Source organism: Devosia sp. LjRoot3, from assembly GCF_964252865.1.
Lineage (GTDB): Bacteria > Pseudomonadota > Alphaproteobacteria > Rhizobiales > Devosiaceae > Devosia.
In genome coordinates this window covers 1144600-1167109 of the sequence record NZ_CAXUPK020000001.1, presented here as the reverse complement: position 1 = coordinate 1167109, position 22510 = coordinate 1144600, and the positions used below count along the sequence as shown (strand labels likewise).

34 protein-coding genes are annotated in these 22510 nt (G+C 61.0%); 5 read left to right on the top strand and 29 right to left on the bottom strand.

Annotation, left to right across the window (positions count from 1 at the left end):
• Positions 1–122 precede the first annotated feature (122 nt).
• The 3 genes from ACSQ2A_RS05655 (at position 123) to ACSQ2A_RS05645 (ending at position 4424) form a co-directional block, all read left to right on the top strand.
• Positions 123–1307: a hypothetical protein gene (locus tag ACSQ2A_RS05655; protein ID WP_436071403.1), complete on the top strand. Its 1185-nt coding sequence runs from the start codon at positions 123–125 to the stop codon at positions 1305–1307.
• 295 nt (positions 1308–1602) lie between these two features.
• Positions 1603–3870 (top strand): LLM class flavin-dependent oxidoreductase, encoded by a 2268-nt coding sequence (locus ACSQ2A_RS05650; RefSeq protein WP_436071402.1) that lies wholly within the window; start codon positions 1603–1605, stop codon positions 3868–3870.
• Between the two features lie 11 nt (positions 3871–3881).
• The gene (locus tag ACSQ2A_RS05645; protein ID WP_436071401.1) at positions 3882–4424 is read left to right on the top strand and encodes an AAA family ATPase; all 543 of its coding nucleotides are present in this window, start codon (positions 3882–3884) and stop codon (positions 4422–4424) included.
• Here ACSQ2A_RS05645 and ACSQ2A_RS05640 read toward each other — a convergent pair.
• A complete protein-coding gene (locus tag ACSQ2A_RS05640) occupies positions 4405–5436 on the bottom strand; it encodes an NAD-dependent epimerase/dehydratase family protein (RefSeq protein ID WP_436071400.1) in 1032 nt (343 codons plus the stop codon). The two genes, ACSQ2A_RS05645 and ACSQ2A_RS05640, sit on opposite strands and share 20 nt — an antisense overlap.
• A 189-nt stretch (positions 5437–5625) precedes the next feature.
• On the opposite strand from ACSQ2A_RS05640, the gene ACSQ2A_RS05635 reads away from it, so the two are divergent.
• Both ACSQ2A_RS05635 and ACSQ2A_RS05630 read left to right on the top strand, forming a co-directional pair.
• The gene (locus tag ACSQ2A_RS05635; RefSeq protein ID WP_436071399.1) at positions 5626–6015 is read left to right on the top strand and encodes a YciI family protein; all 390 of its coding nucleotides are present in this window, start codon (positions 5626–5628) and stop codon (positions 6013–6015) included.
• A gap of 179 nt (positions 6016–6194) precedes the next feature.
• A complete protein-coding gene (locus ACSQ2A_RS05630) occupies positions 6195–6602 on the top strand; it encodes a GFA family protein (RefSeq protein WP_436071398.1) in 408 nt (135 codons plus the stop codon).
• 291 nt (positions 6603–6893) lie between these two features.
• On the opposite strand, the gene rplQ is transcribed toward ACSQ2A_RS05630, so the two are convergent.
• From rplQ to tuf, 28 genes are all read right to left on the bottom strand, one after another.
• On the bottom strand, positions 6894–7316 hold the full coding sequence (rplQ, locus tag ACSQ2A_RS05625; protein ID WP_056308219.1) for a 50S ribosomal protein L17: 423 nt from the start codon (positions 7314–7316) through the stop codon (positions 6894–6896).
• A gap of 32 nt (positions 7317–7348) precedes the next feature.
• The gene (locus ACSQ2A_RS05620) at positions 7349–8368 is read right to left on the bottom strand and encodes a DNA-directed RNA polymerase subunit alpha (RefSeq protein ID WP_295416433.1); all 1020 of its coding nucleotides are present in this window, start codon (positions 8366–8368) and stop codon (positions 7349–7351) included.
• A gap of 100 nt (positions 8369–8468) precedes the next feature.
• Positions 8469–8861 carry a 30S ribosomal protein S11 gene (rpsK, locus tag ACSQ2A_RS05615; protein ID WP_035080867.1) on the bottom strand — a complete coding sequence of 131 codons (393 nt, stop codon included), beginning with the start codon at positions 8859–8861 and terminating at the stop codon, positions 8469–8471.
• Positions 8862–9012: 151 nt separating this feature from the next.
• On the bottom strand, positions 9013–9381 hold the full coding sequence (gene rpsM / locus ACSQ2A_RS05610) for a 30S ribosomal protein S13 (RefSeq protein WP_295416436.1): 369 nt from the start codon (positions 9379–9381) through the stop codon (positions 9013–9015).
• Positions 9382–9558: 177 nt separating this feature from the next.
• Positions 9559–10122 (bottom strand): adenylate kinase, encoded by a 564-nt coding sequence (locus tag ACSQ2A_RS05605; protein WP_295416439.1) that lies wholly within the window; start codon positions 10120–10122, stop codon positions 9559–9561.
• Complete coding sequence (gene secY / locus ACSQ2A_RS05600) at positions 10119–11456, bottom strand: preprotein translocase subunit SecY (protein ID WP_295416440.1); 1338 nt, start codon at positions 11454–11456, stop codon at positions 10119–10121. The genes ACSQ2A_RS05605 and secY overlap by 4 nt, the downstream gene beginning before the upstream one ends.
• A 227-nt stretch (positions 11457–11683) precedes the next feature.
• Positions 11684–12187 carry a 50S ribosomal protein L15 gene (gene rplO / locus ACSQ2A_RS05595; RefSeq protein ID WP_436071397.1) on the bottom strand — a complete coding sequence of 168 codons (504 nt, stop codon included), beginning with the start codon at positions 12185–12187 and terminating at the stop codon, positions 11684–11686.
• A 17-nt stretch (positions 12188–12204) separates the two neighbouring features.
• On the bottom strand, positions 12205–12393 hold the full coding sequence (rpmD, locus tag ACSQ2A_RS05590) for a 50S ribosomal protein L30 (protein WP_295416445.1): 189 nt from the start codon (positions 12391–12393) through the stop codon (positions 12205–12207).
• A gap of 24 nt (positions 12394–12417) precedes the next feature.
• A complete protein-coding gene (rpsE, locus tag ACSQ2A_RS05585) occupies positions 12418–12951 on the bottom strand; it encodes a 30S ribosomal protein S5 (protein WP_291418191.1) in 534 nt (177 codons plus the stop codon).
• A 20-nt stretch (positions 12952–12971) separates the two neighbouring features.
• Positions 12972–13334: a 50S ribosomal protein L18 gene (gene rplR / locus ACSQ2A_RS05580; protein ID WP_291418193.1), complete on the bottom strand. Its 363-nt coding sequence runs from the start codon at positions 13332–13334 to the stop codon at positions 12972–12974.
• A 12-nt stretch (positions 13335–13346) separates the two neighbouring features.
• Positions 13347–13880 (bottom strand): 50S ribosomal protein L6, encoded by a 534-nt coding sequence (gene rplF, locus ACSQ2A_RS05575; protein WP_295416451.1) that lies wholly within the window; start codon positions 13878–13880, stop codon positions 13347–13349.
• Between the two features lie 183 nt (positions 13881–14063).
• Positions 14064–14462, bottom strand: a complete 399-nt coding sequence (gene rpsH, locus ACSQ2A_RS05570; protein ID WP_035080850.1) for a 30S ribosomal protein S8 — start codon at positions 14460–14462, stop codon at positions 14064–14066.
• A 12-nt stretch (positions 14463–14474) separates the two neighbouring features.
• A complete protein-coding gene (gene rpsN, locus ACSQ2A_RS05565) occupies positions 14475–14780 on the bottom strand; it encodes a 30S ribosomal protein S14 (RefSeq protein ID WP_295416455.1) in 306 nt (101 codons plus the stop codon).
• Between the two features lie 30 nt (positions 14781–14810).
• Positions 14811–15368: a 50S ribosomal protein L5 gene (gene rplE / locus ACSQ2A_RS05560; RefSeq protein ID WP_295416458.1), complete on the bottom strand. Its 558-nt coding sequence runs from the start codon at positions 15366–15368 to the stop codon at positions 14811–14813.
• Entirely contained in the window at positions 15361–15672 is a 312-nt protein-coding gene (rplX, locus tag ACSQ2A_RS05555) for a 50S ribosomal protein L24 (protein ID WP_291418204.1), read from the bottom strand. The genes rplE and rplX overlap by 8 nt, the downstream gene beginning before the upstream one ends.
• Positions 15672–16040, bottom strand: a complete 369-nt coding sequence (gene rplN, locus ACSQ2A_RS05550; protein WP_035080843.1) for a 50S ribosomal protein L14 — start codon at positions 16038–16040, stop codon at positions 15672–15674. Before rplN ends, rplX begins: the two co-directional genes overlap by 1 nt.
• Before the next feature lie 67 nt (positions 16041–16107).
• Positions 16108–16341: a 30S ribosomal protein S17 gene (gene rpsQ / locus ACSQ2A_RS05545; RefSeq protein WP_035080842.1), complete on the bottom strand. Its 234-nt coding sequence runs from the start codon at positions 16339–16341 to the stop codon at positions 16108–16110.
• Positions 16342–16353: 12 nt separating this feature from the next.
• A complete protein-coding gene (rpmC, locus tag ACSQ2A_RS05540) occupies positions 16354–16548 on the bottom strand; it encodes a 50S ribosomal protein L29 (protein WP_056308254.1) in 195 nt (64 codons plus the stop codon).
• Positions 16549–16559: 11 nt separating this feature from the next.
• Positions 16560–16973 (bottom strand): 50S ribosomal protein L16, encoded by a 414-nt coding sequence (rplP, locus tag ACSQ2A_RS05535; RefSeq protein ID WP_046141104.1) that lies wholly within the window; start codon positions 16971–16973, stop codon positions 16560–16562.
• A gap of 15 nt (positions 16974–16988) precedes the next feature.
• Positions 16989–17729, bottom strand: coding sequence for a 30S ribosomal protein S3 (gene rpsC / locus ACSQ2A_RS05530; RefSeq protein WP_291406734.1), 741 nt, complete (start codon positions 17727–17729; stop codon positions 16989–16991).
• On the bottom strand, positions 17729–18109 hold the full coding sequence (gene rplV / locus ACSQ2A_RS05525) for a 50S ribosomal protein L22 (RefSeq protein WP_035080834.1): 381 nt from the start codon (positions 18107–18109) through the stop codon (positions 17729–17731). The genes rpsC and rplV overlap by 1 nt, the downstream gene beginning before the upstream one ends.
• A 1-nt stretch (position 18110) precedes the next feature.
• Positions 18111–18389 carry a 30S ribosomal protein S19 gene (gene rpsS / locus ACSQ2A_RS05520; RefSeq protein ID WP_291418209.1) on the bottom strand — a complete coding sequence of 93 codons (279 nt, stop codon included), beginning with the start codon at positions 18387–18389 and terminating at the stop codon, positions 18111–18113.
• Between the two features lie 3 nt (positions 18390–18392).
• Positions 18393–19232: a 50S ribosomal protein L2 gene (gene rplB / locus ACSQ2A_RS05515; protein ID WP_436071396.1), complete on the bottom strand. Its 840-nt coding sequence runs from the start codon at positions 19230–19232 to the stop codon at positions 18393–18395.
• A gap of 18 nt (positions 19233–19250) precedes the next feature.
• Complete coding sequence (locus tag ACSQ2A_RS05510; RefSeq protein ID WP_198875315.1) at positions 19251–19544, bottom strand: 50S ribosomal protein L23; 294 nt, start codon at positions 19542–19544, stop codon at positions 19251–19253.
• A complete protein-coding gene (rplD, locus tag ACSQ2A_RS05505; protein WP_035080824.1) occupies positions 19541–20158 on the bottom strand; it encodes a 50S ribosomal protein L4 in 618 nt (205 codons plus the stop codon). The genes ACSQ2A_RS05510 and rplD overlap by 4 nt, the downstream gene beginning before the upstream one ends.
• The gene (gene rplC, locus ACSQ2A_RS05500; RefSeq protein ID WP_291418216.1) at positions 20159–20854 is read right to left on the bottom strand and encodes a 50S ribosomal protein L3; all 696 of its coding nucleotides are present in this window, start codon (positions 20852–20854) and stop codon (positions 20159–20161) included.
• An 87-nt stretch (positions 20855–20941) separates the two neighbouring features.
• Positions 20942–21250 (bottom strand): 30S ribosomal protein S10, encoded by a 309-nt coding sequence (rpsJ, locus tag ACSQ2A_RS05495; RefSeq protein ID WP_035080820.1) that lies wholly within the window; start codon positions 21248–21250, stop codon positions 20942–20944.
• A 67-nt stretch (positions 21251–21317) separates the two neighbouring features.
• A complete protein-coding gene (gene tuf / locus ACSQ2A_RS05490) occupies positions 21318–22508 on the bottom strand; it encodes an elongation factor Tu (protein ID WP_303988545.1) in 1191 nt (396 codons plus the stop codon).
• Positions 22509–22510 lie beyond the last annotated feature (2 nt).

Sequence of the window (22510 nt, the reverse complement as noted above, 5' to 3'; positions counted from 1 at the left end):
CGTTTGCGCGAGGGGGCACACGGCCCTATATGCAGCGCTCAATTTCGCGTCGTTTACGAACCGGAAAGATCTAGACGCCGCGAGTTTCCTTCCCTCTCCAGCCCCGAAAGGCCTGTTGTCCAATGACTGACGAGCCGAAGACCGTTTACGCCAATACCTCCGCGCTGATCGCGGCAGAGGCGCCGGACTTTCCCTCCTTCCTCTTCTCTGAGAAGGAGTTCCATAGGGCCGTGAAGGTTTTCAAGAAGGGCTTTGACGGCCTGCTCACCTATGCGGTGAAGTGCAATCCGTCGCCGCACATCATTGCGCAGCTGCACAAGGAAGGCCTCAAGGCGTTCGACGTGGCTTCGAACACCGAAATGGAACTGGTGCGCGACTATGCGCCCGGCGCCGTGATGCACTACAACAACCCGATCAAGAACAAGCGCGAGATCGAGCGCGCTTACGAAGAGTTCGGCGTTCGCTCGTTCACCATCGACCACCCGCAGCAGCTCGACCAGCTCGCCGCCGTGGTTTCGCCGTCACGTGACGTCGAGGTTACCACTCGTTTCAAGGCCGGCAAGGCGCTGAAGTCTTATGACTTCGGCATCAAGTTTGGCGTGATGGAACAGGGTGCGGCCGAAATCGTGCAGGCCGTGGAAAAGATGGGCTATACGCCCAGCCTTTGCTTCCACGTCGGTTCGCAGTGCGAAGACGCTTATGCCTATGAGCGCCACATCGCGGCGGCGGCACGTATCGTCGAAGAGAGCGGCATCGAACTCAAGCGCCTCAATATCGGTGGTGGCTATCCGGCCCCCTACCCGACCAGCGAAGCGCCGCCGATGGACTATTACTTCGAGACCATCTCGCAGGCCGTTACCGACCACTTTGGCGACAAGAACAAGCCGGAGCTGATCATCGAGCCGGGCCGTGCGCTCGTGACCTCGTCGACCTCGCTGCTGCTGCGCGTGAAGCATCAGCGCGGCGGGCAGTCGGTTTATGTCAATGACGGCGCCTACGGCTCGCTGATGGAAGTGAAGTTCATGCACTTCACCCCGCCGGTGCGCGTGTGGCGCGGTCCGCGCGTGCACGACAATAACCAGGAATTCTCGGAGTTCACCATCTGGGGTCCGACTTGCGACAGCTATGACGTGCTGCCGCAGGTGTTCACCCTGCCGGCCGATATCGATGAAGACGACTGGATCGAATTCGGCCTGATGGGAGCGTACACGCAGGCTTCGCTGACGCCGTTCAACGGGTTTGATCGTCGCGATCAGTATTGGGTAGACGAGGTTTACACCGGCAAGGATATGGCGCCGGCCGAGTGAGGGTTTTTGCCTCCTGAATGATTGGGCCCGTCCTGGTGAGAGCTGGGGCGGGTCTTTTGTTTCCAAGCGCTCGATGCAGCACCCTCCCCTTGACGGGGAGGGTTGGGGAGGGGTGGTCGCACGCTCTGCCATCGGGGCTCCCTCACCCCCTCCCATCCTCCCCCGTCAAGGGGGAGGTGCCGCGACGGTGGGCGGGGCGAAACCGAGTGTTCGCCGGTCACACCCATGTGTCCACTTGCGTGGGCGCCGGTAGTGCCTAAATAGTCGGTTACCATTTGTAACCATTGAGCCTGCCATGACCGATTATGGGCACGAGCTGAAGTTCGGCACTTTTATTACGCCGAGCGCACAGCAAGCCGATGACGTGGTCGCCCTGGCGCAGCTGACTGAGGCTGCGGGGCTAGACCTCGCCACGTTTCAAGACCATCCCTATCAGAGCAATTTCCTCGACGCGTGGACATTGCTGAGCTTTGTGGCGGCCAAGACCGAGCGCATCAGCCTTGCCGGCAATGTGCTGAACCTGCCGCTGCGGCAGCCCGCCGTTTTGGCGCGGGCGGTGGCGAGCCTTGACCTCCTCTCGCATGGGCGCGCGGAGCTGGGGCTGGGCGCCGGCGCCTTCTGGGACGGCATCAAGGGCATGGGCGGCGAGGAATTGACGCCGGGCCAGGCCGTGGATGCGTTGGAAGAGGCGATCGATGTCATTCGCGGCATCTGGGATGCCGGGAAATCGGGCGGCGTGCGGGTTGATGGGAAGTATCACAGGGCGGCCGGCGCGCGGCGTGGGCCCCTGCCCGCGCATGGCGTCAGCATCTGGCTCGGGGCGCTAAAGCCGCGCATGCTAAAACTGATCGGGCGGAAGGCGGACGGCTGGCTGCCGTCGATGAGCTACATCAAATCGCCCACGATTGCAGAGAGCAATGCGATCATTGATGCGGCAGCGATTGAGGCTGGGCGTGATCCGCGGGAAATCCGGCGGCTGATCAATGTCGGCGGGCGGTTGGCGACGCCAGAGGATGTCGAGGCGCTGGTCGAGCAATTGACTACGCTGGCGCTCGAGCATGGGTTTTCGACCTTTATCCTGCCGGCCGATGCGCCTGGAGCGATCGAGACTTTCGGCAAGGAGGTCGCGCCGGCGGTGCGGGCGCGGGTCGAGACGGCGCGGAAGGCCGCGGGGACACGGACCGGCCCGGTGCGGAGTGCACGGGCGCTGGCGGCGCGGCGCGATGGGATCGACTATGATGGCGTGCCGGCGGCGTTGGGGCAGCGCGTGGTTGAGCCGGGCGATCATGATTTTTCAAAACATCGCTCGACCTATATTCACAAGGGCAATCCGGGGCTGGTTCTGCGGCCTACGACGGTTGAAGAGGTGCAGGAGGCTATCACCTATGCCGCGCGGCAGGATGTGCCGCTGGCGGTGCGGAGCGGCGGGCATGGCATATCGGGGCGGTCGACCAATGATGGTGGGCTGGTGCTCGATGTGGGGCAGCTCAATTCGATCCGGCTGATGGACGAGAAGACGGGGCTGTTCCGGGTTGGGCCGGGGGCGCGCTGGGGCGAAGTGGCCACGGCGCTGGCGCCGCATGGGCTGGGCATGAGTTCGGGCGATTATGGCGATGTGGGCGTGGGTGGTCTCGCGACGGCCGGCGGGATCGGGTATTTCGCGCGAAAGCATGGGCTGACGCTTGATCATGTGCAGGCGGCCGAGGTGGTGTTGGCCGATGGCTCGTTCGTGCGGGCGGATCGGGAGAACCACGCCGATCTCTTCTGGGCGCTGCGTGGCGCGGGCGGCAATTTTGGCGTGGTGACGGCGCTGGAACTGGATGCCTATCCGGTCGGGAATGTCGTCTTTGCGCAGCTCACTTATGATCTTTCGGATGCAGAGAGCGTTTTGCCGCGATGGGCGGAGACGGTGATCGCGGCGCCGCGGGAGCTGACGAGTTTTCTGACCATGGTACCGGGACGTTCGGGCAGCGGGCCGATTGCGCAGGCGAGCGTTGTCATCATGAGCGATGATCCCTCGGTGGCCGAGCCGATGCTGCAGCCGTTCCTGCAGGTCGGGCCGTTGCTGGGAAGCCAGGCCTATATCATTCCCTATACGGCGCTGGTCGAGAGCCATTTTTCGGGGCATGACGGGGCTGGTGGGCTGGTGTCGCGGGCGGGGTTGGTGACGAGTCTGACGCCAGCTTTGGCCGAGGGGATGGCGGAGCTCTTGGCAGCGGGCGCGACCAATATGATGCAGTTGCGGGCCGTGGGCGGCGCGGTGAATGATGTGGGGGCCGACGAGACGGCCTATGCGCATCGGCACCAGAATTTCTCGCTCAATGCGGGCGCTTATGGCGATGCCATGGCGCGGCGGCTGGATGCGATCTGGCCTTCGGTTTCGAAGGAGCTGGATGGGCTCTATCTCAATTTTGAGACGGGGACCGAGCCGCACTTGCTTGAAAAGGCATTTCCGGGCAAAACGCTCGCCCGCCTGCGCCGGCTCAAGGCCAAGTATGATCCCGGCGGGTTGTTCAATTCGAATTTCCCCATTCCGCCGGCTTCCGAGGAGGCCGCTGCCTAGGAGCGACGATCATGGACGATCTGCCGGAACTTTCCACTTTGGGCCGGCGGATCATGATTGTTGGGCCGACCAATGCGGGGAAATCCACACTGGCGGTGGCGATCGGGGCGAAGCTTGGGATTCCGGCACAGCACGTGGATCTGTTTCGGCATGCCCCGAGGACGGATTGGGTGCAGCGGCCGGATGAGGAGTTCGAGGCGCTGCATCTGGCGGCGATTGCGGAGCCGGAATGGGTGATGGACGGGAATTATTCCGCCATCATGCCTGCACGGTTGCAGCGGGCCACGGGGATTATTGCGCTCGATGATGAGCTTTGGCGGCGCTGTTGGCGGTATTTCCGGCGGACGTTAGGAGTACGGCGGGCCGGGGCGCTGGAGGGCAATAAGGACTCGATCAAGTGGGCGATGATCCACTGGCTCTGGCATACGCGCAATTCCGGCGCGAAGCTGCGGGCTATGGCGGAGGGCACGGGGTTGCCGGTGGTCGTGTGCCGGAACGAGCGCGAGCTGGACCGGCTCTATCGGGCCTGGGGACTTACTTTGGCTTTGGCTTGATGAGGTTGAAGCGGATCAGGCTTTCGGCGGCGCTGAGGACGGCTTCTTCGGAGGTGTGATAGGCGCGGCTGAGGAGCTTTTCGCCCTTCCGTCCGTCAAAATGCTTTTGGTTGCCGATGTCGTTGATGATCTGGCGGACGGGACCGCCCATCAGGGCAAGGATGCGCATTAGCCAGTCGGGGACGGTTTTGAGGGTCACCGGGTAGTCGGGATAGGCCTTGCGGAGGATTGCCGCGACGTCCTCAAAACTTTGATAGGAGCCTGTGCAGAGGTAGCGCTGGCCGATGCTCTCCGGGTTCTTCAGAGCGGCGAGGTGCATGGCGGCGACGTCGCGGACGTCGCTGATGGCAAAGCCGATGCGGGGCATGGCGGGGGTGGAGCCGTCGAGGAGACCGCCGACGAGGCCGAGAGAAATACTGGTTTCCGGGTCGCTGGCGGGGCCGAGGATGGCGCCGGGGTGGATGGTGGTCAGTTGCATGCCCTGGCCATTGGCGAAGGCCCAGGCGGCCTGCTCGGCGCGGGTCTTGCCGATGCAATAGGCCCAGGGGCGGCGCATCTTGGTCAGGTCGGTGAAATCGGTTTCGGTATAGGTGCGCGGGCCGGCTTCATGGCCGTGGCCATAACCGACCGTGGCGATGGACGAGGTCATGATGATGCGGCGGACGCCTTCGGCGCGGGCGAAGCGCAGGATGCGCTCGGTGCCTTCGACGGCGGGGCGGATGACGGTGGACGGGTCCTTGGGTTCTTCGGCTGATATGACCGTCGCGACATGCATGACGGCCTGCACGTCTTCCATGGCATAGGCCCAGCCGGCATCGTCGAGCAGGTCGGCTTCGACGATTTCCAGGCGATCTTCAGTGCGGGGCGCGAGGAGGTCCATGGCGGCCTGGATCGAGGTCAGCTTGCGGCGGTTGCGCACTGTGCCGCGGACGCGAAAACCGGCGCGCAGGAGTTCGCCAATGACGTGCTTGGCCACGAAGCCTGAGGCTCCGGTGACGAGGATGCGGTCCATGAATCTACCCCAACTAGACTGCCCTGCCCTACACGCTCAGGCAGACTCGCGGAAGCGGCATTTGGTTTGTCCGGGGGACATTGGAAAAGGCGGCGACAAGAAAATGGGATAAATTAGTCTGAGTTCCGTCGCACCACTCGTCTAGGTGTGACGGCGGGAATGGCCTGCCGGTTTCGAGAGGAGACTAAAATGCAATTCCTGGTCGCAATTCACCTGCCTGACGACTACGACCCGTCCAAGGAAGACGCGGGCCTGATCAAGGATATTTCCGATCTGAATGAAGAGATGATCGCCAAGGGGGTGCGGGTATTCGTTGGGGGCCTGCAGACGGCGACGCGCGCCAAGACGATCCGGGCGCGGAACAATGGTGGCATGGTGGTTACCGATGGTCCGTTCGTCGAGGCCAAGGAGCATGTCGGCGGGTTCTGGGTGCTGGAATGTGCGAGCGAAGAAGAGGCGCTTGAGTGGGGGAAGAAAGCGACGGTGGCATGCCGGGCGCCGGTGGAGGTACGGCAGTTTATGCAGGTGCCGCCGGAGAGGTTGAAGGCGCGGGCAGAGGCTGAGGCGCGGGCGCAGTAAGGTCTCCCTGCCTCAAAGGTCCCCCACCCTCAATCCTTCTCCCCTAAAATCGCTCCACTGGAGCGATTTTGCCTACGGCCGGGTCGAAGCCCACAAGGGGGAGGGAGGCGCTCGCGGTAAGGTCGCGGTCCAACGCGTTGCTCCCTGCCGAAGCGCGCTACACATCCTGGAGAATGGTTATGAAGGTCGACGGCTCCTGTCATTGCGGTGCAATCCGCTTTGAAGCTGAGATTGATCCGGACAAGGTTCGCGTCTGTCATTGTACGGATTGCCAGCAGCTCTCCGGTACGGCGTTCAGGGTGGTGGCGCCCTGCCCCGAGCAGCGGTTTCATCTGCTGCAGGGGACTCCGAAGATTTACGTCAAGACGGCGGAGAGTGGGCGGCATCGGCAGCAGGCGTTTTGTGCCGATTGCGGGTCAGGGCTTTATGCGACGTCCGATGAGCCGGCTGGGAAGCGGAGTTTTGGGCTTCGGGTCGGGGTTTTGGCGCAGAGGCGGGAGTTGGAGCCGAAGCGGCAGTTTTGCGTGAAGTCGGCGCTGCCGTGGTTGCCGGCGCTTCCGGGGACTGCGGTGGAGGATAATGGATAGGCGGGGTGCTTAGGCTGCCGACACTTGTTCTTCGTCACCACCGGGCTTGTCCCGGTGGTCCATGCGGAGGCGAGACGGATTGCCGGGACAAGCCCGGCAATGACGATGGAGGGTGGAGATTTGAGCTTGCGGCGGGGGTAGTCGCAGCGGAGCGCGAACCGAGTGAGATTCCCGCTTTCGCGGGAATGACCCCGTGTGTGGGGGAATGGCACCGTTGGTTGGACCAAATCCCCGCAGAAAACAAAAAGGGCGGCCACTGGGGCCGCCCTTTGAATTTGGGGGAAGCGACGCTTACGCGGCTTCGGATTCTTCTTCGTTGTACTGGACCGGACCGGAGTCGAGGCCCTTGGCGTTGACGTCGCGATCGACGAACTCGATCACGGCCATCGGCGCGTTGTCGCCATAGCGGAAGCCGGCCTTCAGGATGCGGATGTAGCCGCCCTGACGTTCAGCATAGCGCGGGCCGAGAACGGCAAACAGCTTTGCAACCTGGCCTTCGTCGCGGATCTGCGCGATGGCCTGGCGGCGAGCGTGCAGGTCGCCGCGCTTGCCGAGGGTGATCAACTTCTCGACGATCGGACGGAGGTCCTTGGCCTTGGGAAGCGTGGTAACGATCTGCTCGTGCTTGATCAGCGCGGCGGACATGTTGGCGAACATCGCCTTACGGTGGGAAGCGGTACGGCTGAGTTTGCGGCCGCGATTACCGTGTCGCATGGGTATCTCCTAAAAATCTTGGCAGCGCGCGATCAATAATGATCTTCGTAGCGCTTAGCGAGGTCATCGATATTCTCGGGCGGCCAATTGGCCACGTCCATCCCGAGATGAAGCCCCATCTGTGCCAGGACTTCCTTGATTTCATTGAGCGACTTGCGGCCGAAATTCGGGGTCCGCAGCATCTCGGCTTCCGTCTTCTGGATAAGGTCGCCGATGTAGACGATGTTGTCGTTCTTGAGGCAGTTGGCCGAACGGACAGACAGTTCGAGCTCGTCGACCTTCTTGAGCAGCGCCGGGTTGAAGGCGAGTTCCGGGACAGCGTCCTGGGCCTTTTCCTTGGTGGGCTCTTCGAAATTGACGAAGACCGAAAGCTGGTCCTGAAGAATACGCGCAGCATAAGCCACGGCATCTTCCGGCGAAATGCCGCCATTGGTCTCAACGGAAAGCGTCAGCTTGTCCTTGTCGAGGCTTTCGCCGGCACGGGTCGCATCAACCTTGTAGCTGACACGGCGCACAGGCGAGAACAGGGCGTCGACCGGAATATAGCCAATCGGCGCATCTTCCGGACGGTTCTTGTCGGCCGGGACGTAGCCCTTGCCGGTATTGACGGTGAACTCGATGTTGATCTCGGCACCATCGTCGAGATGGCAGATCACGAGCTCCGGGTTCAGAACTTCGATATCGCCGGAGACCTTGATGTCGCCAGCGGTCACGGCGCCCGGACCCTGCTTGGAGAGAGTAAGACGCTTCGGGCCTTCGCCACCCATCTTGATGGCGATTTCCTTGACGTTCAGCACGAGGTCGGTGATGTCTTCCCGAACGCCGGGAAGCGACGAGAATTCGTGCAGAATGCCATCGATCTGGATAGCGGTTACCGCCGCGCCCTGAAGCGACGACAGCAAGACGCGACGCAAGGCGTTGCCAAGGGTCAAGCCATAGCCGCGTTCCAGCGGCTCGGCGATAACCGAAGCATGACGCGAGTCAGCGCCATCCGAAACAATCTCCAGCTTGGTCGGCTTGATAAGTTCCTGCCAGTTCCTCTGGATCGTCACGGTATTGTCCTTTCAAATTCGCGGCCTCGGAGGCCGCACCGCCGCAAACACAATAGAACCCCTGGCCCCGGGGCCAGGAGTTTACCAAGTGGTCTAGTCTTTAGACGCGGCGCCGCTTGCGCGGACGGCAACCGTTGTGCGGAATCGAGGTCACGTCGCGGATCGAGGTGACGTTGAAACCAGCAGCCTGAAGAGCGCGGAGCGCAGATTCACGGCCCGAACCGGGACCACGCACTTCGACCTCAAGGGTCTTCATGCCATGTTCCTGAGCCTTCTTGGCAGCATCTTCGGCAGCAACCTGGGCAGCATAGGGGGTCGACTTGCGCGAACCCTTGAAGCCCATCACGCCCGACGAGGACCACGAAATCGTGTTGCCCTGCATGTCGGCGATGGTGATCATGGTGTTGTTGAAGGAGGCGTTCACGTGTGCAACGCCCGAGGTAATGTTCTTGCGCTCCTTGCGGCGGATGCGCGTGGTATCAGTCTTTGCCATTCAGGTCCTCTTGGGTATCGGCGCTGCCGTAATGCCAGCAGCTCCACCACGGAAGAAGCGGATCTGAAATTTGGCTTTCCCCTCACGGAGTAGCCAATCTCGATCCGCCGCTTCCAAATCAAAATGCCAGCCTGCACATGCAGGCGTGGAATTACTTCTTCTTGCCAGCGATCGGCTTTGCCGGGCCCTTGCGGGTGCGGGCATTGGTGTGGGTGCGCTGACCGCGGACCGGCAGGCCACGACGGTGGCGCAGGCCACGATAGTTGCCGAGGTCCATCAAGCGCTTGATGTTCATCGCAACGTTACGGCGAAGGTCACCTTCCACGACGTAGTCGCGGTCGATTGCTTCACGGATCTGGATCACTTCAGCGTCGGTCAGTTCGTTGACGCGACGGTCAGCCGGAATACCGACCTTGGTAGTGATATCATTGGCGAACTTTTCGCCGATCCCGTGAATGTACTGCAGCGCGATTACAACGCGCTTGTTCGTCGGGATATTGACGCCAGCAATACGAGCCACGTCTGCTCTCCTTCATTCAACACGCGCCATCGCGGCGGGTGTCATTCAAACAACAAGGGACCGGATCTCGATCCCCACCTAATGTGAGAAACCGAACCCAGCCCAATAATCCATGAGACTGGTGCGGTTCTTTAAGGATTCGACAAGGCGAAGTCAACAGTCTCGCCTTGACGAAGATTAGTTAGCGAGGGCCGCCTTTATGGCCGCCGTCACCGTTTCGACCGCTTCCATGCCGTCGACCGTCTTCACCAGACCCTGCCGGCTGTAATAGTCGACGAGGGGCGCAGTGCTGGTCTGATAGACATCGAGGCGCTTGCGGATGACCTCTGGGTTGTCATCCGGGCGATTGCTGTCCTTGGAGCGCTGAATCACGCGGCGCACCAGTTCGTCGGCATCGGCAGTCAGCTCGATAACGGCATCGAGCTTGATTCCCTTGGCCTTGAGCATGTCATCGAGGGCCTGGGCCTGCGCAATGGTGCGCGGGAAGCCATCGAGGATGAAGCCGGGCTTGCAGTCCTCGGCATCGATGCGTTCAGACACGATGCCGTTGACGATAGCGTCCGAGACGAGATCGCCCCGATCCATGATCGCCTTTGCTTCGAGCCCAAGGGGCGTCTGAGCGGCGATAGCGGCCCGCAGGATGTCACCAGTGGACAATTGCGGGATGCCGTAGGCCTCAACCAGAATCTTTGCCTGCGTGCCCTTCCCCGCCCCTGGCGGTCCCAACAGGATCAGTCTCATCGGCGCTTGCCCCCTCCAAGGCGAGATTTCTTCAACAGCCCTTCATATTGCTGGGCCACGAGATGGCTCTGGATCTGGCTGACCGTATCGAGGGTCACCGTCACCATGATCAGCAGCGACGTACCGCCAATAAACTGGCTGACCGCCAGCTGGCTGAACATCACTTCGGGAATCAGAGCCACAACAGTGAGATAGAGTGCACCGATAACCGTGATGCGCGTCAACACATAGTCGATGTGCTGGGCGGTGCGTTCACCCGGACGGATGCCCGGAATGAAGCCGCCGGAACGCTTCAGGTTGTCGGCCGTCTCCGTCGGATTGAACACGATGGCCGTGTAGAAGAAGGCGAAGAAGATGATGAAGAAGGCGAACAGCGCCAGATAGAGCGGCTGGCCGCGACCGAGGAGCGCGGTCACCGTGGTGAGCCAGCCCGGCGCGTTGCCCTGAGCAGCAAACGACGCGATGGTCGCGGGCAGCAGCAGGAGCGAGGAGCCGAAGATCACCGGGATAACGCCCGAGGTGTTGAGCTTGAGTGGCAGGTGCGACGACTCGCCCTGGAACATCTTGTTGCCCACCTGGCGCTTCGGATACTGGATCAGCAGCCGGCGCTGGGCGCGCTCGAAGAAGACGATGGCAGCGATCACCACCAGAGCCAGGACGATCATGCCGAGAGCAGCAAAGCCGGGAATCGCGCCGGTACGGCTGAGTTCCAGAGTCTGGGCGATGGTCGAGGGCAGGTTTGCCACGATACCGGCGAAGATGATCAGCGAGATACCATTGCCGACGCCGCGCGAGGTGATCTGCTCACCCAGCCACATCAGGAACATGGTACCGCCGACCAGCGTGATCACCGTCGAGAGGCGGAAGAACCAGCCGGGATTGAGAACCACGCCCTGGCTGCCTTCCAGACCCACGGCAATGCCGTATGCCTGGACGGCGCAGAACACGACCGCCAGATAGCGGGTGTACTGGTTCATCTTGCGGCGACCGGCTTCACCCTCTTTCTTGAGGGCTTCGAGGCGCGGCGAGGCCGTGGCGATCACCTGCACGACGATGGACGCCGTAATGTAGGGAATCAGGTTGAGCGCGAAGATGGCCATACGTTCCACGGCGCCGCCGGAGAACATGTTGAACATCCCGATGATGCCCTGCTGGCTCTGCTCGAAAGTCGCGCGGAACGCATCGGGGTCGATGCCCGGAACCGGAATGAAGGTGCCCAAACGATAAACAAGCAGCGCGCCCAGTGTGAACCAGATGCGCTGCTGCAGGGCTTTCGCCTTGGAAAAGGTCGAGAATGAGAGATTGCGAGCTAGCTGCTCGGCTGCGGACGCCATACTTCGCTCCCTAGAGCCTGATATGAGCTGAACGCGTCAAATCGTCGGCTCTAAAATTTCGTTGCCGCAGGGATCTTTGCGAAAAACGGCTGGCGTTTCCCACCCCCTGCTCCGTGGCTTTGAGGCCAGGCGCGCTCGGAGCGCCCAAGGAGCATATAGGACTGCCACCCTGACGCAACAAACCAAAAAAGCGCACCCGACCGCAGGGCCGGGTGCGCAAAGCCAAATTACTTGGCAGCGTACGGAGTCTTCTTCCAGGTTTCCTTGACGGGGATCACGTCAACCTTGCCACCAGCAGCTTCGATAGCAGCCGCAGCACCCTTGGTCACGTGATCAACCTTGAAGGTCACCTTCTTGGAAGTGAAGCCAGCCGAGCCGATCAGGCGCACGCCGTCCTTGGGACGACGGATCACGCCGGCAGCGACGAGCGCTGCTGCGTCAACCACGCCCTTAACGTCCAGCTTGCCGCTGTCGATATAGGCCTGGATGCGATCGATGCGAACCTGGTTCCAATCCTTGGGGTTCCAAGCATTGAAGCCACGCTTCGGCATACGCATGTGAAGGGGCATCTGGCCGCCTTCAAAGCCGTTGATCGCGACACCGGCGCGAGCCGTCTGGCCCTTGCCACCACGACCACCGGTCTTGCCAACGCCGGAGCCGATACCACGGCCAACGCGAACGCGGACCTTAGTCGAACCGGGGTTGTCGCGAAGTTCGTTCAAACGAGTCATTTGTCGAGCCTTCCCTCTTACTCGCCGAGTACACGGACGAGGTGCGGGACCTTGTTGATCATGCCACGGACTTCGGGCGTATCAATCAGCTCGCGCTCTCTGTTCATCTTATTCAGCCCGAGACCGATCAGGGTCGCGCGCTGGCTCTTTTCGCGGCGGATCGGCGAACCGATCTGCTTCACGGTGATAGTTTTCTTGTCAGCCATTGTGCTTCTCCGTTCCTACGGGGCTCAGGCTTCGACAGCAGTCTCGCCGCGGCGAGCTTGCAGTTCGGAGACCTTGAGGCCGCGGCGGGCAGCCACGGCGCGGGGGCTATCGACGTTCTTGAGAGCGTCGAAAGTCGCGCGGACCATGTTGTACGGGTTCGAAGTACCGGTGGACTTGGCGACGATGTCGTTGATGCCCAGGGTTTCGAAGACGGCGCGCATCGGACCACCGGCGATGATGCCGGTACCCGGAACGGCTGCACGCAGCACGACCTTGCCGGCGCCGTGGCGACCGGTGATGTCGTGGTGCAGCGTGCGGGCGTCGCGCAGCGGCACGCGAATCATCTGGCGCTTGGCCTGTTCCGTTGCCTTGCGGATTGCCTCGGGAACTTCACGGGCCTTACCGTGACCGAAACCGACGCGACCCTTCTGGTCACCCACAACGACGAGGGCTGCGAAGCCAAAGCGCTTACCGCCCTTCACAACCTTGGCCACACGGTTGATGTGGACCAGGCGATCGACGAACTCGCTTTCGCGCTCTTGAACGTCTCTGCTCATAATGTTTTTCCTCGCCGCTGTTAGAACTGCAGACCGCCCTCACGGGCAGCATCTGCAAGGGCCTTAACGCGGCCGTGATAAATGTAAGCGCCGCGATCGAAGATCACTTCGGCAACACCAGCCTTCACACCGCGCTCCGCGATCAGCTTGCCAACGACGGCAGCTGCCTCGGAAGTGCCGCCGCTCTTGAGCGAGCCACGCACGTCCTTCTCGAGGGTGGAAGCCGCTGCCAGCGTACGACCGTTCGCGTCGTCGATGATCTGGGCGTAGATATTCTTGTCCGAGCGGAAAACGCTGAGACGGGCGCGACCAAAGGCACGAGCCTTGAGCGCCTTGCGGACACGAGCCTTGCGGCGGTCTGCACCTTTTGCACTGATAGCCATAGGTGGCGCTCCTTACTTCTTCTTGCCTTCTTTGCGGAAGACCTGCTCGCCGGCGTAACGCACGCCCTTGCCCTTGTAGGGCTCGGGGGGACGCCAGCCGCGGATCTCCGCAGCGACCTGACCGACCTGCTGCTTATCAATGCCGGTGATGACGATCTCAGTCGGAGCCGGCACGGCCAGGGTGATACCCTTGGGAGCCGGATAGATCACTTCGTGGCTGAAACCGAGCGAGAGCTTGACGTCCTTGCCCTGCAGTGCGGCGCGGTAACCGACGCCCTGGATGGCCAGCTTCTTCTCGAAACCAGCGCTCACCCCGGTGACCATGTTCTGGATCAGCGCGCGGGTGGTGCCCCAAGCTGCACGAGCTTCACGGGTGTCGTTAGCGGGGGTGATGACGATGCCATCCGAACCCTGCTCAATGTTGACGATATCCATGAGCGTGAGGCTCAGTTCGCCCTTCGGGCCCTTGGCGGAGACGACACGACCATTGATCGTGACCGTAACGCCATTAACCGGGGCCACCGGTTTCTTGCCAGTACGTGACATTCTATATCCTTGAGTAATCGTCTTACCGCGCAGCCAATGCGCGTGAAAGTGCCCGAAAACGGAGCCGACCAGCGTTTCCGAGAAACGTTGATCGCGCTCCTATCAGTTTTTGCCGCACATTCAACAGGAAAGTGGAATCCACTCACCCTCGAAGTGCTTCAATGAGCTTCGGGCCCACACGCATTAGAAGACGCGGCAGAGTACCTCGCCACCAACGTTAGCGGCCTTGGCTTCGTGGTCGGCCATCACACCCTTGGGGGTGGAGAGGATCGAAACACCGAGGCCGTTAGCCACCTGAGGAATATTCTTAACCGACGCGTACACGCGGCGGCCAGGACGGGAAACGCGCTCGATGGTGCGGATCACGCCTTCATTGTCCGAATACTTCAGTTCGATTTCGTATTCGGCAGCGCCGTTCTCGAACTTGGTCTCCGAGTAGCCGCGGATGAAACCCTCGGACTGGAGAACATCCAGCACGCGACCACGAAGGGTCGATGCCGGAGTCGAAACGGTATTCTTGCGACGCTCCTGAGCGTTGCGGATGCGGGTCAGCATATCGCCGATGGGATCGGAAAAGCTCATCTGTGTCTCTCCTTACCAGCTCGACTTAACGAGACCCGGGATCTGACCCAGGTTGCCCAGCTGACGCAGGGCGATACGGCTCAGCTTGAGCTTGCGATAGTAGCCACGCGGACGACCGGAGACTTCGCAACGGTTGCGAACGCGAACCTTTGCGGAGTTGCGCGGCAGTTCGGCCAGCTTGAGGGTCGCCTTGAAGCGCTCCTCAATCGGCAGATTCTGGTCCTTGACGGTCGCCTTGAGCTCGGCGCGCTTGCCAGCATACTGCTTGGCGAGCGCAGCGCGCTTATTGTTCTTTTCGATGGAGCTGGTCTTTGCCATGTCCTGATCCTTTATCCCTTCCCTGCCCGCTTACTGGCGGAACGGGAAGTTGAAAGCGCGCAGCAGAGCACGAGCTTCATCATCCGTCTTGGCAGTCGTGGCAATCACGATATCCATACCCCAGACCTGATCGATCTGATCATAGTTGATCTCGGGGAAAATGATGTGTTCCTTGATGCCCATGGCATAGTTGCCACGGCCGTCGAAGGAGTTCGGGTTCAGGCCACGGAAGTCGCGGACGCGCGGCAGTGCGATGTTCACCAGACGATCCAGGAACTCGTACATGCGGGTCTTGCGCAGCGTGACCTTCACGCCGAGCGGCATTTCTTCACGGACCTTGAAGCCGGCGATCGACTTGCGGGCATGAGTGATAACCGGCTTCTGGCCAGCGATCTTCTCAAGCTCGGCAGCAGCCGACTTGACCTTCTTGGTGTCGTTGACGGCTTCGCCAACGCCCATGTTCAGGACGATCTTGTCGAGCTTGGGCAGCTCCATGACGTTCTTGTACTCGAACTGCTTGGTGAGTTCGGCACGAATGGTCTCGTCATAGTAGGTGCGCAGGCGCGGAATGTAGACGGTCTCAGCCATCGATCTGGTCTCCGGTCGACTTGGCGACGCGGGTCTTCACGCCGTCCTTGATCTGGAAACCGACGCGAGTCGGCTTGCCAGCCTTGTCAGCAACGGCCAGGTTCGACAGGTGGATCGGCGCTTCCTTGGTGAAGATACCGGCGTCCTGCGAGGCAGTCTGCTTCTGATGCTTGCGCACAAGGTTGATACCCTGGACAAGCGCCTTGGTTTCGGTTGGGATGACAGACAGGACCTGACCGGTCTTGCCCTTGTCCTTGCCAGCCAGGACGACGACTTTATCGCCCTTCTTGATCTTGGAGGCCATTACAGCACCTCTGGGGCGAGCGAGATGATCTTCATGTGGTTGCGAGCGCGGAGTTCGCGCGGAACCGGTCCGAAGATACGGGTGCCGATCGGCTCTTTCTGATTGTTAATCAGAACCGCGGCGTTCTTGTCAAAACGGATGACGGTGCCATCGGGGCGACGGATGTCAGTCGCGGTGCGAACCACCACGGCCTTCATTACCTGGCCCTTCTTAACGCGGCCACGCGGAATAGCGTCCTTGACCGAAACGACAATAATGTCGCCGACCGAGGCGTATTTGCGATGCGAACCGCCCAGCACCTTGATGCACATGACACGACGAGCGCCGGAGTTGTCCGCGACGTCGAGATTGGACTGCATCTGGATCATAACTGGATGCCTTCTAGTTGAACCGGCTGCACCGTCATCCGGCTCGCCGACCTAATTTCAATTTCTCTTACGCAGACGGAACAAGCGTCCAGCGCTTGTTCTTGCTGATCGGCGCGGTCTCTTCGATCCACACCACGTCACCGACTTTAGCCACATTAGCTTCATCGTGGGCGTGGTACTTCTTGGAACGACGCACTGTCTTCTTCAGAAGGGGGTGCGTGAAACGGCGCTCGACGCGGACGACGATCGTCTTTTCGTTAGCGTCGGAGACAACAGTCCCCTGCAAAACGCGCTTTGGCATGGGTTTTATTCCTTACTTAGCTGCGTTCTGTTGGCCGAGGATCGTCTTGATCCGCGCGATATCGCGGCGGACTTCCTTGACCCGGGCCGGCTTTTCCAACTGCTGAGTAGCGCGCTGGAAACGCAGGTTAAACTGTTCTTTCTTCAGGTCGACGAGCTGATCTTTCAGTTCGTCTGCGGTTTTGCTCCGCACATCACTGGCTTTCATGCTCGTGTTCCTTAGTCGACAATGCGCGTAACGATGCGCGTGGTGATCGGCAACTTCATTGCTCCGAGGCGAAGCGCCTCCTTTGCAACGTCTTCGGGTACGCCGTCAATCTCAAAAACGATGCGACCCGGCTTTACGCGCGCCGCCCAGTACTCCACGGAACCCTTACCCTTACCCATTCGGACTTCGGTGGGCTTCTTGGAAACCGGCAGATCCGGGAAAATCCGGATCCAAACACGACCCTGACGCTTCATCTCACGAGTGATAGCGCGACGGGCCGCTTCGATCTGGCGGGCAGTAACACGTTCCGGCTCGGTGGCCTTGAGTGCATACTGGCCGAACGCCAGATCGGTACCACCCTTGGCCAGGCCATGGATGCGGCCCTTATGGGCCTTACGGAACTTAGTACGTTTCGGTTGCAGCATAGTCGTTCAACCTTCTTATGCGCGTTCGCGATCGCGGTCGCCGCGTTCACGACGCGGTTCGCGCTCAGAACGCTGGCCACCTTCACCACCACCTTCGGTGGCGCGACGCTCATGGGCGGACGGATCATGCTCAAGGACTTCGCCCTTGAAGACCCAGACCTTGATGCCGATGATGCCATACGTGGTTTCAGCTTCAGCCGTGCCGTAGTCGATGTCGGCGCGCAGGGTGTGCAGCGGCACACGGCCTTCGCGGTACCATTCGGTACGGGCGATATCGGCACCGCCGAGACGGCCACCAACGTTGACGCGGATGCCGCCGGCGCCCATGCGGATTGCAGTCTGCACTGCACGCTTCATGGCACGACGGAAGGCAACGCGGCGTTCCAGCTGCTGGGCAATGCCCTGGGCAACGAGGGTCGCGTCGGTTTCCGGCTTGCGCACTTCAACGATGTTGATGTGCACTTCGCTGTCGGTGAACTTCTTGACCTTGGCGCGGATCTTGTCGATGTCAGCGCCCTTCTTGCCGATCACAATGCCCGGACGGGCAGTGTGGATCGACACGCGGCACTTGCGGTGCGGACGCTCGATGACGATCTTCGAAACGGCAGCAGCCTTCAGATCCTTCATCAGAGTGGTACGGATCTTCAGGTCTTCCTGGAGCAGCGTGCCGTATTCGCCCTTGTTGGCGAACCAGCGGCTATCCCAGGTGCGGTTGATGCCCAGGCGGAAGCCAATGGGATTGATCTTCTGGCCCATTATGCGGCCTCCTCAACTTGCCGGACGATGATCGTCAGATGCGAGAATGGCTTCTCGACACGAGCCGACTTACCGCGACCGCGGGCCATGAAACGCTTCATGACCAGCGAGTTGCCGACGAAGGCTTCAGCAACGACGAGAGCGTCGGTGTCGAGGCCGTGGTTGTTCTCAGCGTTGGCGATGGCGCTCTCGAGCACCTTCTTCACCTGGCCGGAGATGCGCTTGTGGCTGAATTCGAGATCGGCCAGGGCCTTCTCAACCTTCTTGCCACGGATCAACTGCGCGACGAGGTTCAGCTTCTGAGGGCTGATGCGCAGCATGCGCAGGACAGCCTTAGCCTCGTTGTCTTTGAGAGCGCGCTCAGTCTTTGGCTTGCTCATCTTACTTCCTCTTGGCCTTCTTGTCGGCCGCGTGACCGTAGTAGGTACGGGTCGGGGCGAACTCGCCAAACTTGTGACCGATCATGTCTTCGGTGACGGACACCGGAACATGCTTCTGGCCGTTGTGCACGCCGAACGTGATGCCGACAAACTGTGGCAGGATCGTCGAACGACGCGACCAGATCTTGATCACATCGTTGCGGCCCGAGCTCAGGGCCTTCTCGGCCTTCTTGAGCATGTAGCCGTCGACAAACGGCCCCTTCCAAACTGAACGGGTCATGACTTACCTGCCCTTCTTCACGTGACGGCTGCGAACGATAAACTGGTCCGTTGCCTTGTTGGAACGCGTACGCTTGCCCTTGGTCGGCTTGCCCCACGGAGAAACCGGGTGACGGCCACCAGAGGTACGGCCTTCACCACCACCATGCGGGTGGTCGACCGGGTTCATGGTCACACCACGGTTGACCGGCTTCTTGCCGAGCCAACGGTTGCGACCGGCCTTGCCGAGCGAGGTATTGGCGTGGTCCTGGTTGGACACGGCGCCAACGGTGGCGAGGCACGAACCATGGACGCGGCGCTGTTCGCCCGAGTTCAGGCGAAGGATCGCCCAACCCTGGTCACGGCCGACGTACTGGGCATAGGCACCGGCAGAACGGGCGACCTGGCCACCCTTGCGGGGCTTCAGTTCGACGTTGTGCACGATGGTGCCGACCGGCATACGCTCGAGCGGCATTGCATTGCCCGGCTTCACGTCGACAGTGTTCATCGAGGAGATGACCTTGTCGCCGGCGGCCAGACGCTGCGGAGCAACGATGTAGGCCAGTTCGCCGTCTTCGTACTTGACGAGAGCGATCCATGCGGTGCGGTTCGGATCGTATTCGAGACGTTCAATCGTCCCGACTGCGTCGAACTTCACGCGCTTGAAGTCGATCATGCGGTAAGAGCGCTTGTGACCACCACCACGGTGGTAGGCAGTGATGCGACCGGTGTTGTTACGGCCGCCGCTCTTGTTCAGGCCTTCGGTCAACGACTTGACCGGGGAGCCCTTCCAGAGTTCCGAACGGTCGGTCGTGATAAGGGTACGACGGCCTTCGGAGGTGGGATTATAAGTCTTTAGAGCCATTTTGCTGTCTCTTGTCCCTTAGAGGCCGGTCGAAATATCGATCGACTGGCCGTCGACGAGGGTCACGATGGCCTTCTTAACGTCATTGCGGACGCCAACCTTGCCACGGAAGCGCTTCACCTTGCCCTTGCGGACCAGGGTGTTCACTGCCTTGACCTTGACCGAGAAGAGCTGCTCAACGGCGGCCTTGATCTCGGTCTTGCTGGCATCAATCGCCACGTCGAAAACGACCTGGTTGTATTCCGAAGCCATCGTCGACTTTTCGGTCACGACGGGGTTACGGACGATATCGTAAGCGGCAAGCTTGTTCATGCGAACCTCGCTTCGAGCGCTTCGAGCGCTGCCTTGGTCAGGACGAGCTTGTCGCGCTTCAGGATCGAAACAACGTTGATCCCCTGGATCGGCAGCACGTCGATGTTCGGGATGTTGCGGGCGGCCAGAGCAAAGTTCTGGTCGACGTTTGCGCCATCGATGATCAGCGCGCTTGCCCATTCCAGCTTACCGAACGTGGTACGCAGAGCGGCCGTCTTGGCTTCAGCCTGAGCAACGCTGTCGAGAACGATCAGCGAGCCAGCCTTGGCCTTGGACGAGAGAGCGTGCTTGAGAGCGAGAACGCGGACCTTCTTGGGAAGATCAATCGCGTGGCTACGCGGGGTCGGACCGAATGCACGGCCACCACCACGGAACTGGGGAGCCTTGCGATCGCCGTGACGAGCGCCGCCGCCCTTCTGCTTCTTGAACTTCTTGCCCGTGCGCACGCCTTCGGAACGGTTCTTCACGTCGTGCGTGCCGGCCATTGCCTTGAGTTGCTGGTAGCGAACCATACGGTGCAGGATGTCGGCGCGGACTTCGAGACCAAAGACATCGTCCTTGAGATCGACCGTACCGGCGGACTTACCGTCGAGAGTGGTTACCTTGAGTTCCATTTACTTCGCTTCTCCCGCAGCAGCGGCCTCGAACGAACCCGGCAGGGCAACGTTCGCGGGAGCCGGCTTCTTGACGGCGTCCTTGACCATGATCCAAGCGCCCTTGGCGCCCGGAACCGAACCCTGGATCAGCAGCAGACCACGTTCCACGTCGGTCTTGACGACCTTGACGTTCTGCGTGGTGATGCGACGATCGCCCATGTGGCCCGGCATCTTCTTGTTCTTGAAGGTCTTACCCGGGTCCTGACGGCCACCGGTCGAACCGATCGAGCGGTGCGAAACCGACACACCGTGGGAAGCACGCAGACCACCGAAGTTCCAGCGCTTCATACCACCGGCAAAACCCTTACCGATCGACGTACCCGTGACGTCGACAAGCTGGCCCTCGGCGAAGTGATCCGCCTTGAGGGTGGCGCCAACCTCGATGAGGTTTTCAGCATCAACGCGGAACTCCGCGACGTGACGCTTCGGCTCGACCTTGGCAACGGCGTAGTGGCCGCGCTCAGCTTTCGAGACATTCTTGGCCTTGGCCTGGCCTGCGCCGAGCTGCAGAGCAACGTAGCCGTCCTTCTCGACGGTGCGCTGTGCTACCACCTGGCAGTTCTGCAGGGCCAGCACCGTGACCGGAACGTGCGAGCCGTCCTCGGCGAAGATGCGGGTCATCCCCAGCTTCTGTGCGATCAATCCAGAACGCATCGGTTATACCTTCTTGTTGGCGCTCTGCCGGGTCATGGCTTCAGAGGACCCTTTTTGCGGCAGGCGCGGAAACTTATTGTCGTATTCTTAGAGCTTGATTTCGACGTCGACGCCGGCGGCGAGATCGAGCTTCATCAGTGCATCGACCGTCTGAGGGGTCGGGTCCACAATGTCAAGCAGACGCTTGTGGGTCCGGATCTCAAACTGCTCACGCGCCTTCTTGTCGATGTGCGGCGAGCGGTTGACGGTGAACTTGTCGATGCGGGTCGGCAGCGGAATCGGACCGCGAACCTGGGCACCCGTACGCTTTGCGGTGTTGACGATCTCGCGGGTCGAAGTGTCGAGCACGCGATGGTCAAACGCCTTGAGGCGGATGCGGATATTCTGACCGTTCATCTTCTCAAATCCTGACGGAAAAAGATCGCGGCGCGCTTAATCGCGCGCCGCGAATGTCTCAAAAGGCTTACTTCAGGATCGTGGCGACGACGCCCGAACCAACGGTACGGCCACCTTCACGGATAGCGAAGCGGAGCTTCTCTTCCATGGCGATCGGAACGATCAGCTGAACGTTGATGTTCAGGTTGTCGCCCGGCATCACCATCTCGGTGCCTTCGGGAAGGGTCACGATGCCGGTCACGTCCGTGGTACGGAAGTAGAACTGCGGGCGGTAGTTGCCGAAGAACGGAGTGTGACGGCCGCCTTCTTCCTTGGTGAGGATGTAGACCTCAGCCGTGAAGTCGGTGTGCGGGGTCACGGAACCGGGCTTGCAGAGAACCTGGCCGCGCTCAACCTGAGTGCGGTCGATACCACGGATCAGAGCGCCGATGTTGTCGCCAGCTTCACCCGAATCGAGCAGCTTGCGGAACATTTCGACACCGGTAACGGTGGTCTTCTGGGTTGCCTTGATGCCGACGATTTCGACTTCTTCGCCAACCTTGACGATGCCGCGTTCGACGCGACCGGTAACCACGGTACCACGACCCGAGATCGAGAACACGTCTTCGATCGGGAGGAGGAACGGCTGGTCAACCGGACGTTCCGGCTGCGGGATGTATTCGTCAACAGCAGCCATCAGCTCGAGAACGGCGTCGTGGCCGAGCTTCTGGTCCGAGTTTTCGAGAGCGGCGAGAGCCGAGCCCTTGATGATCGGAATGTCGTCGCCCGGGAATTCGTAGGACGAGAGCAGTTCGCGAACTTCGAGTTCGACGAGCTCGAGCAGTTCCGGATCGTCGACCATGTCGCACTTGTTCAGGAACACGACGAGAGCCGGCACACCGACCTGACGAGCGAGCAGGATGTGCTCACGGGTCTGGGGCATCGGGCCGTCAGCAGCCGACACGACGAGGATCGCGCCGTCCATCTGGGCAGCACCGGTGATCATGTTCTTCACATAGTCAGCGTGGCCGGGGCAGTCGACGTGAGCGTAGTGACGCTTTGCAGTCTCGTACTCGACGTGAGCGGTGTTGATGGTGATGCCGCGGGCCTTCTCTTCAGGGGCCGCGTCGATCTGATCGTACGCCTTGAAGGTCGCGCCGCCGGTCTCAGCCAGCACCTTGGTGATCGCTGCGGTCAGCGAGGTCTTGCCATGGTCAACGTGACCGATGGTGCCGATGTTGCAGTGCGGCTTGGAGCGGGAAAATTTTTCCTTACCCATAG

Bases quoted from the DNA above. Each gene is read 5' to 3' on its own strand.
- ACSQ2A_RS05635 (WP_436071399.1), top strand. From the start codon at position 5,626: ATGCAATTCCTGGTCGCAATTCACCTGCCTGACGACTACGACCCGTCC.
- rplV (WP_035080834.1), bottom strand. From the start codon at position 18,109: ATGAGCAAGCCAAAGACTGAGCGCGCTCTCAAAGACAACGAGGCTAAG.
- rplQ (WP_056308219.1), bottom strand. From the start codon at position 7,316: ATGCGACACGGTAATCGCGGCCGCAAACTCAGCCGTACCGCTTCCCAC.
- rpmC (WP_056308254.1), bottom strand. From the start codon at position 16,548: ATGAAAGCCAGTGATGTGCGGAGCAAAACCGCAGACGAACTGAAAGAT.
- rpsS (WP_291418209.1), bottom strand. From the start codon at position 18,389: ATGACCCGTTCAGTTTGGAAGGGGCCGTTTGTCGACGGCTACATGCTC.
- rplE (WP_295416458.1), bottom strand. From the start codon at position 15,368: ATGGCTGAGACCGTCTACATTCCGCGCCTGCGCACCTACTATGACGAG.
- tuf (WP_303988545.1), bottom strand. From the start codon at position 22,508: ATGGGTAAGGAAAAATTTTCCCGCTCCAAGCCGCACTGCAACATCGGC.
- rplX (WP_291418204.1), bottom strand. From the start codon at position 15,672: ATGGCCTCCAAGATCAAGAAGGGCGATAAAGTCGTCGTCCTGGCTGGC.
- rplN (WP_035080843.1), bottom strand. From the start codon at position 16,040: ATGATCCAGATGCAGTCCAATCTCGACGTCGCGGACAACTCCGGCGCT.
- rpmD (WP_295416445.1), bottom strand. From the start codon at position 12,393: ATGGCTGACAAGAAAACTATCACCGTGAAGCAGATCGGTTCGCCGATC.
- rplP (WP_046141104.1), bottom strand. From the start codon at position 16,973: ATGCTGCAACCGAAACGTACTAAGTTCCGTAAGGCCCATAAGGGCCGC.
- rpsQ (WP_035080842.1), bottom strand. From the start codon at position 16,341: ATGCCAAAGCGCGTTTTGCAGGGGACTGTTGTCTCCGACGCTAACGAA.
- ACSQ2A_RS05605 (WP_295416439.1), bottom strand. From the start codon at position 10,122: ATGAGACTGATCCTGTTGGGACCGCCAGGGGCGGGGAAGGGCACGCAG.
- rplO (WP_436071397.1), bottom strand. From the start codon at position 12,187: ATGACTCGTTTGAACGAACTTCGCGACAACCCCGGTTCGACTAAGGTC.
- rplR (WP_291418193.1), bottom strand. From the start codon at position 13,334: ATGGCTATCAGTGCAAAAGGTGCAGACCGCCGCAAGGCTCGTGTCCGC.
- ACSQ2A_RS05655 (WP_436071403.1), top strand. From the start codon at position 123: ATGACTGACGAGCCGAAGACCGTTTACGCCAATACCTCCGCGCTGATC.
- rplB (WP_436071396.1), bottom strand. From the start codon at position 19,232: ATGGCTCTAAAGACTTATAATCCCACCTCCGAAGGCCGTCGTACCCTT.
- rpsK (WP_035080867.1), bottom strand. From the start codon at position 8,861: ATGGCAAAGACTGATACCACGCGCATCCGCCGCAAGGAGCGCAAGAAC.
- ACSQ2A_RS05650 (WP_436071402.1), top strand. From the start codon at position 1,603: ATGACCGATTATGGGCACGAGCTGAAGTTCGGCACTTTTATTACGCCG.
- rplF (WP_295416451.1), bottom strand. From the start codon at position 13,880: ATGTCACGTACTGGCAAGAAACCGGTGGCCCCGGTTAATGGCGTTACG.
- secY (WP_295416440.1), bottom strand. From the start codon at position 11,456: ATGGCGTCCGCAGCCGAGCAGCTAGCTCGCAATCTCTCATTCTCGACC.
- rpsE (WP_291418191.1), bottom strand. From the start codon at position 12,951: ATGAGCAGAGACGTTCAAGAGCGCGAAAGCGAGTTCGTCGATCGCCTG.
- ACSQ2A_RS05510 (WP_198875315.1), bottom strand. From the start codon at position 19,544: ATGAACAAGCTTGCCGCTTACGATATCGTCCGTAACCCCGTCGTGACC.
- rpsC (WP_291406734.1), bottom strand. From the start codon at position 17,729: ATGGGCCAGAAGATCAATCCCATTGGCTTCCGCCTGGGCATCAACCGC.
- rplC (WP_291418216.1), bottom strand. From the start codon at position 20,854: ATGCGTTCTGGATTGATCGCACAGAAGCTGGGGATGACCCGCATCTTC.
- rpsN (WP_295416455.1), bottom strand. From the start codon at position 14,780: ATGGCAAAGACCAGCTCCATCGAAAAGAACAATAAGCGCGCTGCGCTC.
- rpsJ (WP_035080820.1), bottom strand. From the start codon at position 21,250: ATGAACGGTCAGAATATCCGCATCCGCCTCAAGGCGTTTGACCATCGC.
- ACSQ2A_RS05630 (WP_436071398.1), top strand. From the start codon at position 6,195: ATGAAGGTCGACGGCTCCTGTCATTGCGGTGCAATCCGCTTTGAAGCT.
- ACSQ2A_RS05645 (WP_436071401.1), top strand. From the start codon at position 3,882: ATGGACGATCTGCCGGAACTTTCCACTTTGGGCCGGCGGATCATGATT.
- rplD (WP_035080824.1), bottom strand. From the start codon at position 20,158: ATGGAACTCAAGGTAACCACTCTCGACGGTAAGTCCGCCGGTACGGTC.
- rpsH (WP_035080850.1), bottom strand. From the start codon at position 14,462: ATGAGCTTTTCCGATCCCATCGGCGATATGCTGACCCGCATCCGCAAC.
- ACSQ2A_RS05640 (WP_436071400.1), bottom strand. From the start codon at position 5,436: ATGGACCGCATCCTCGTCACCGGAGCCTCAGGCTTCGTGGCCAAGCAC.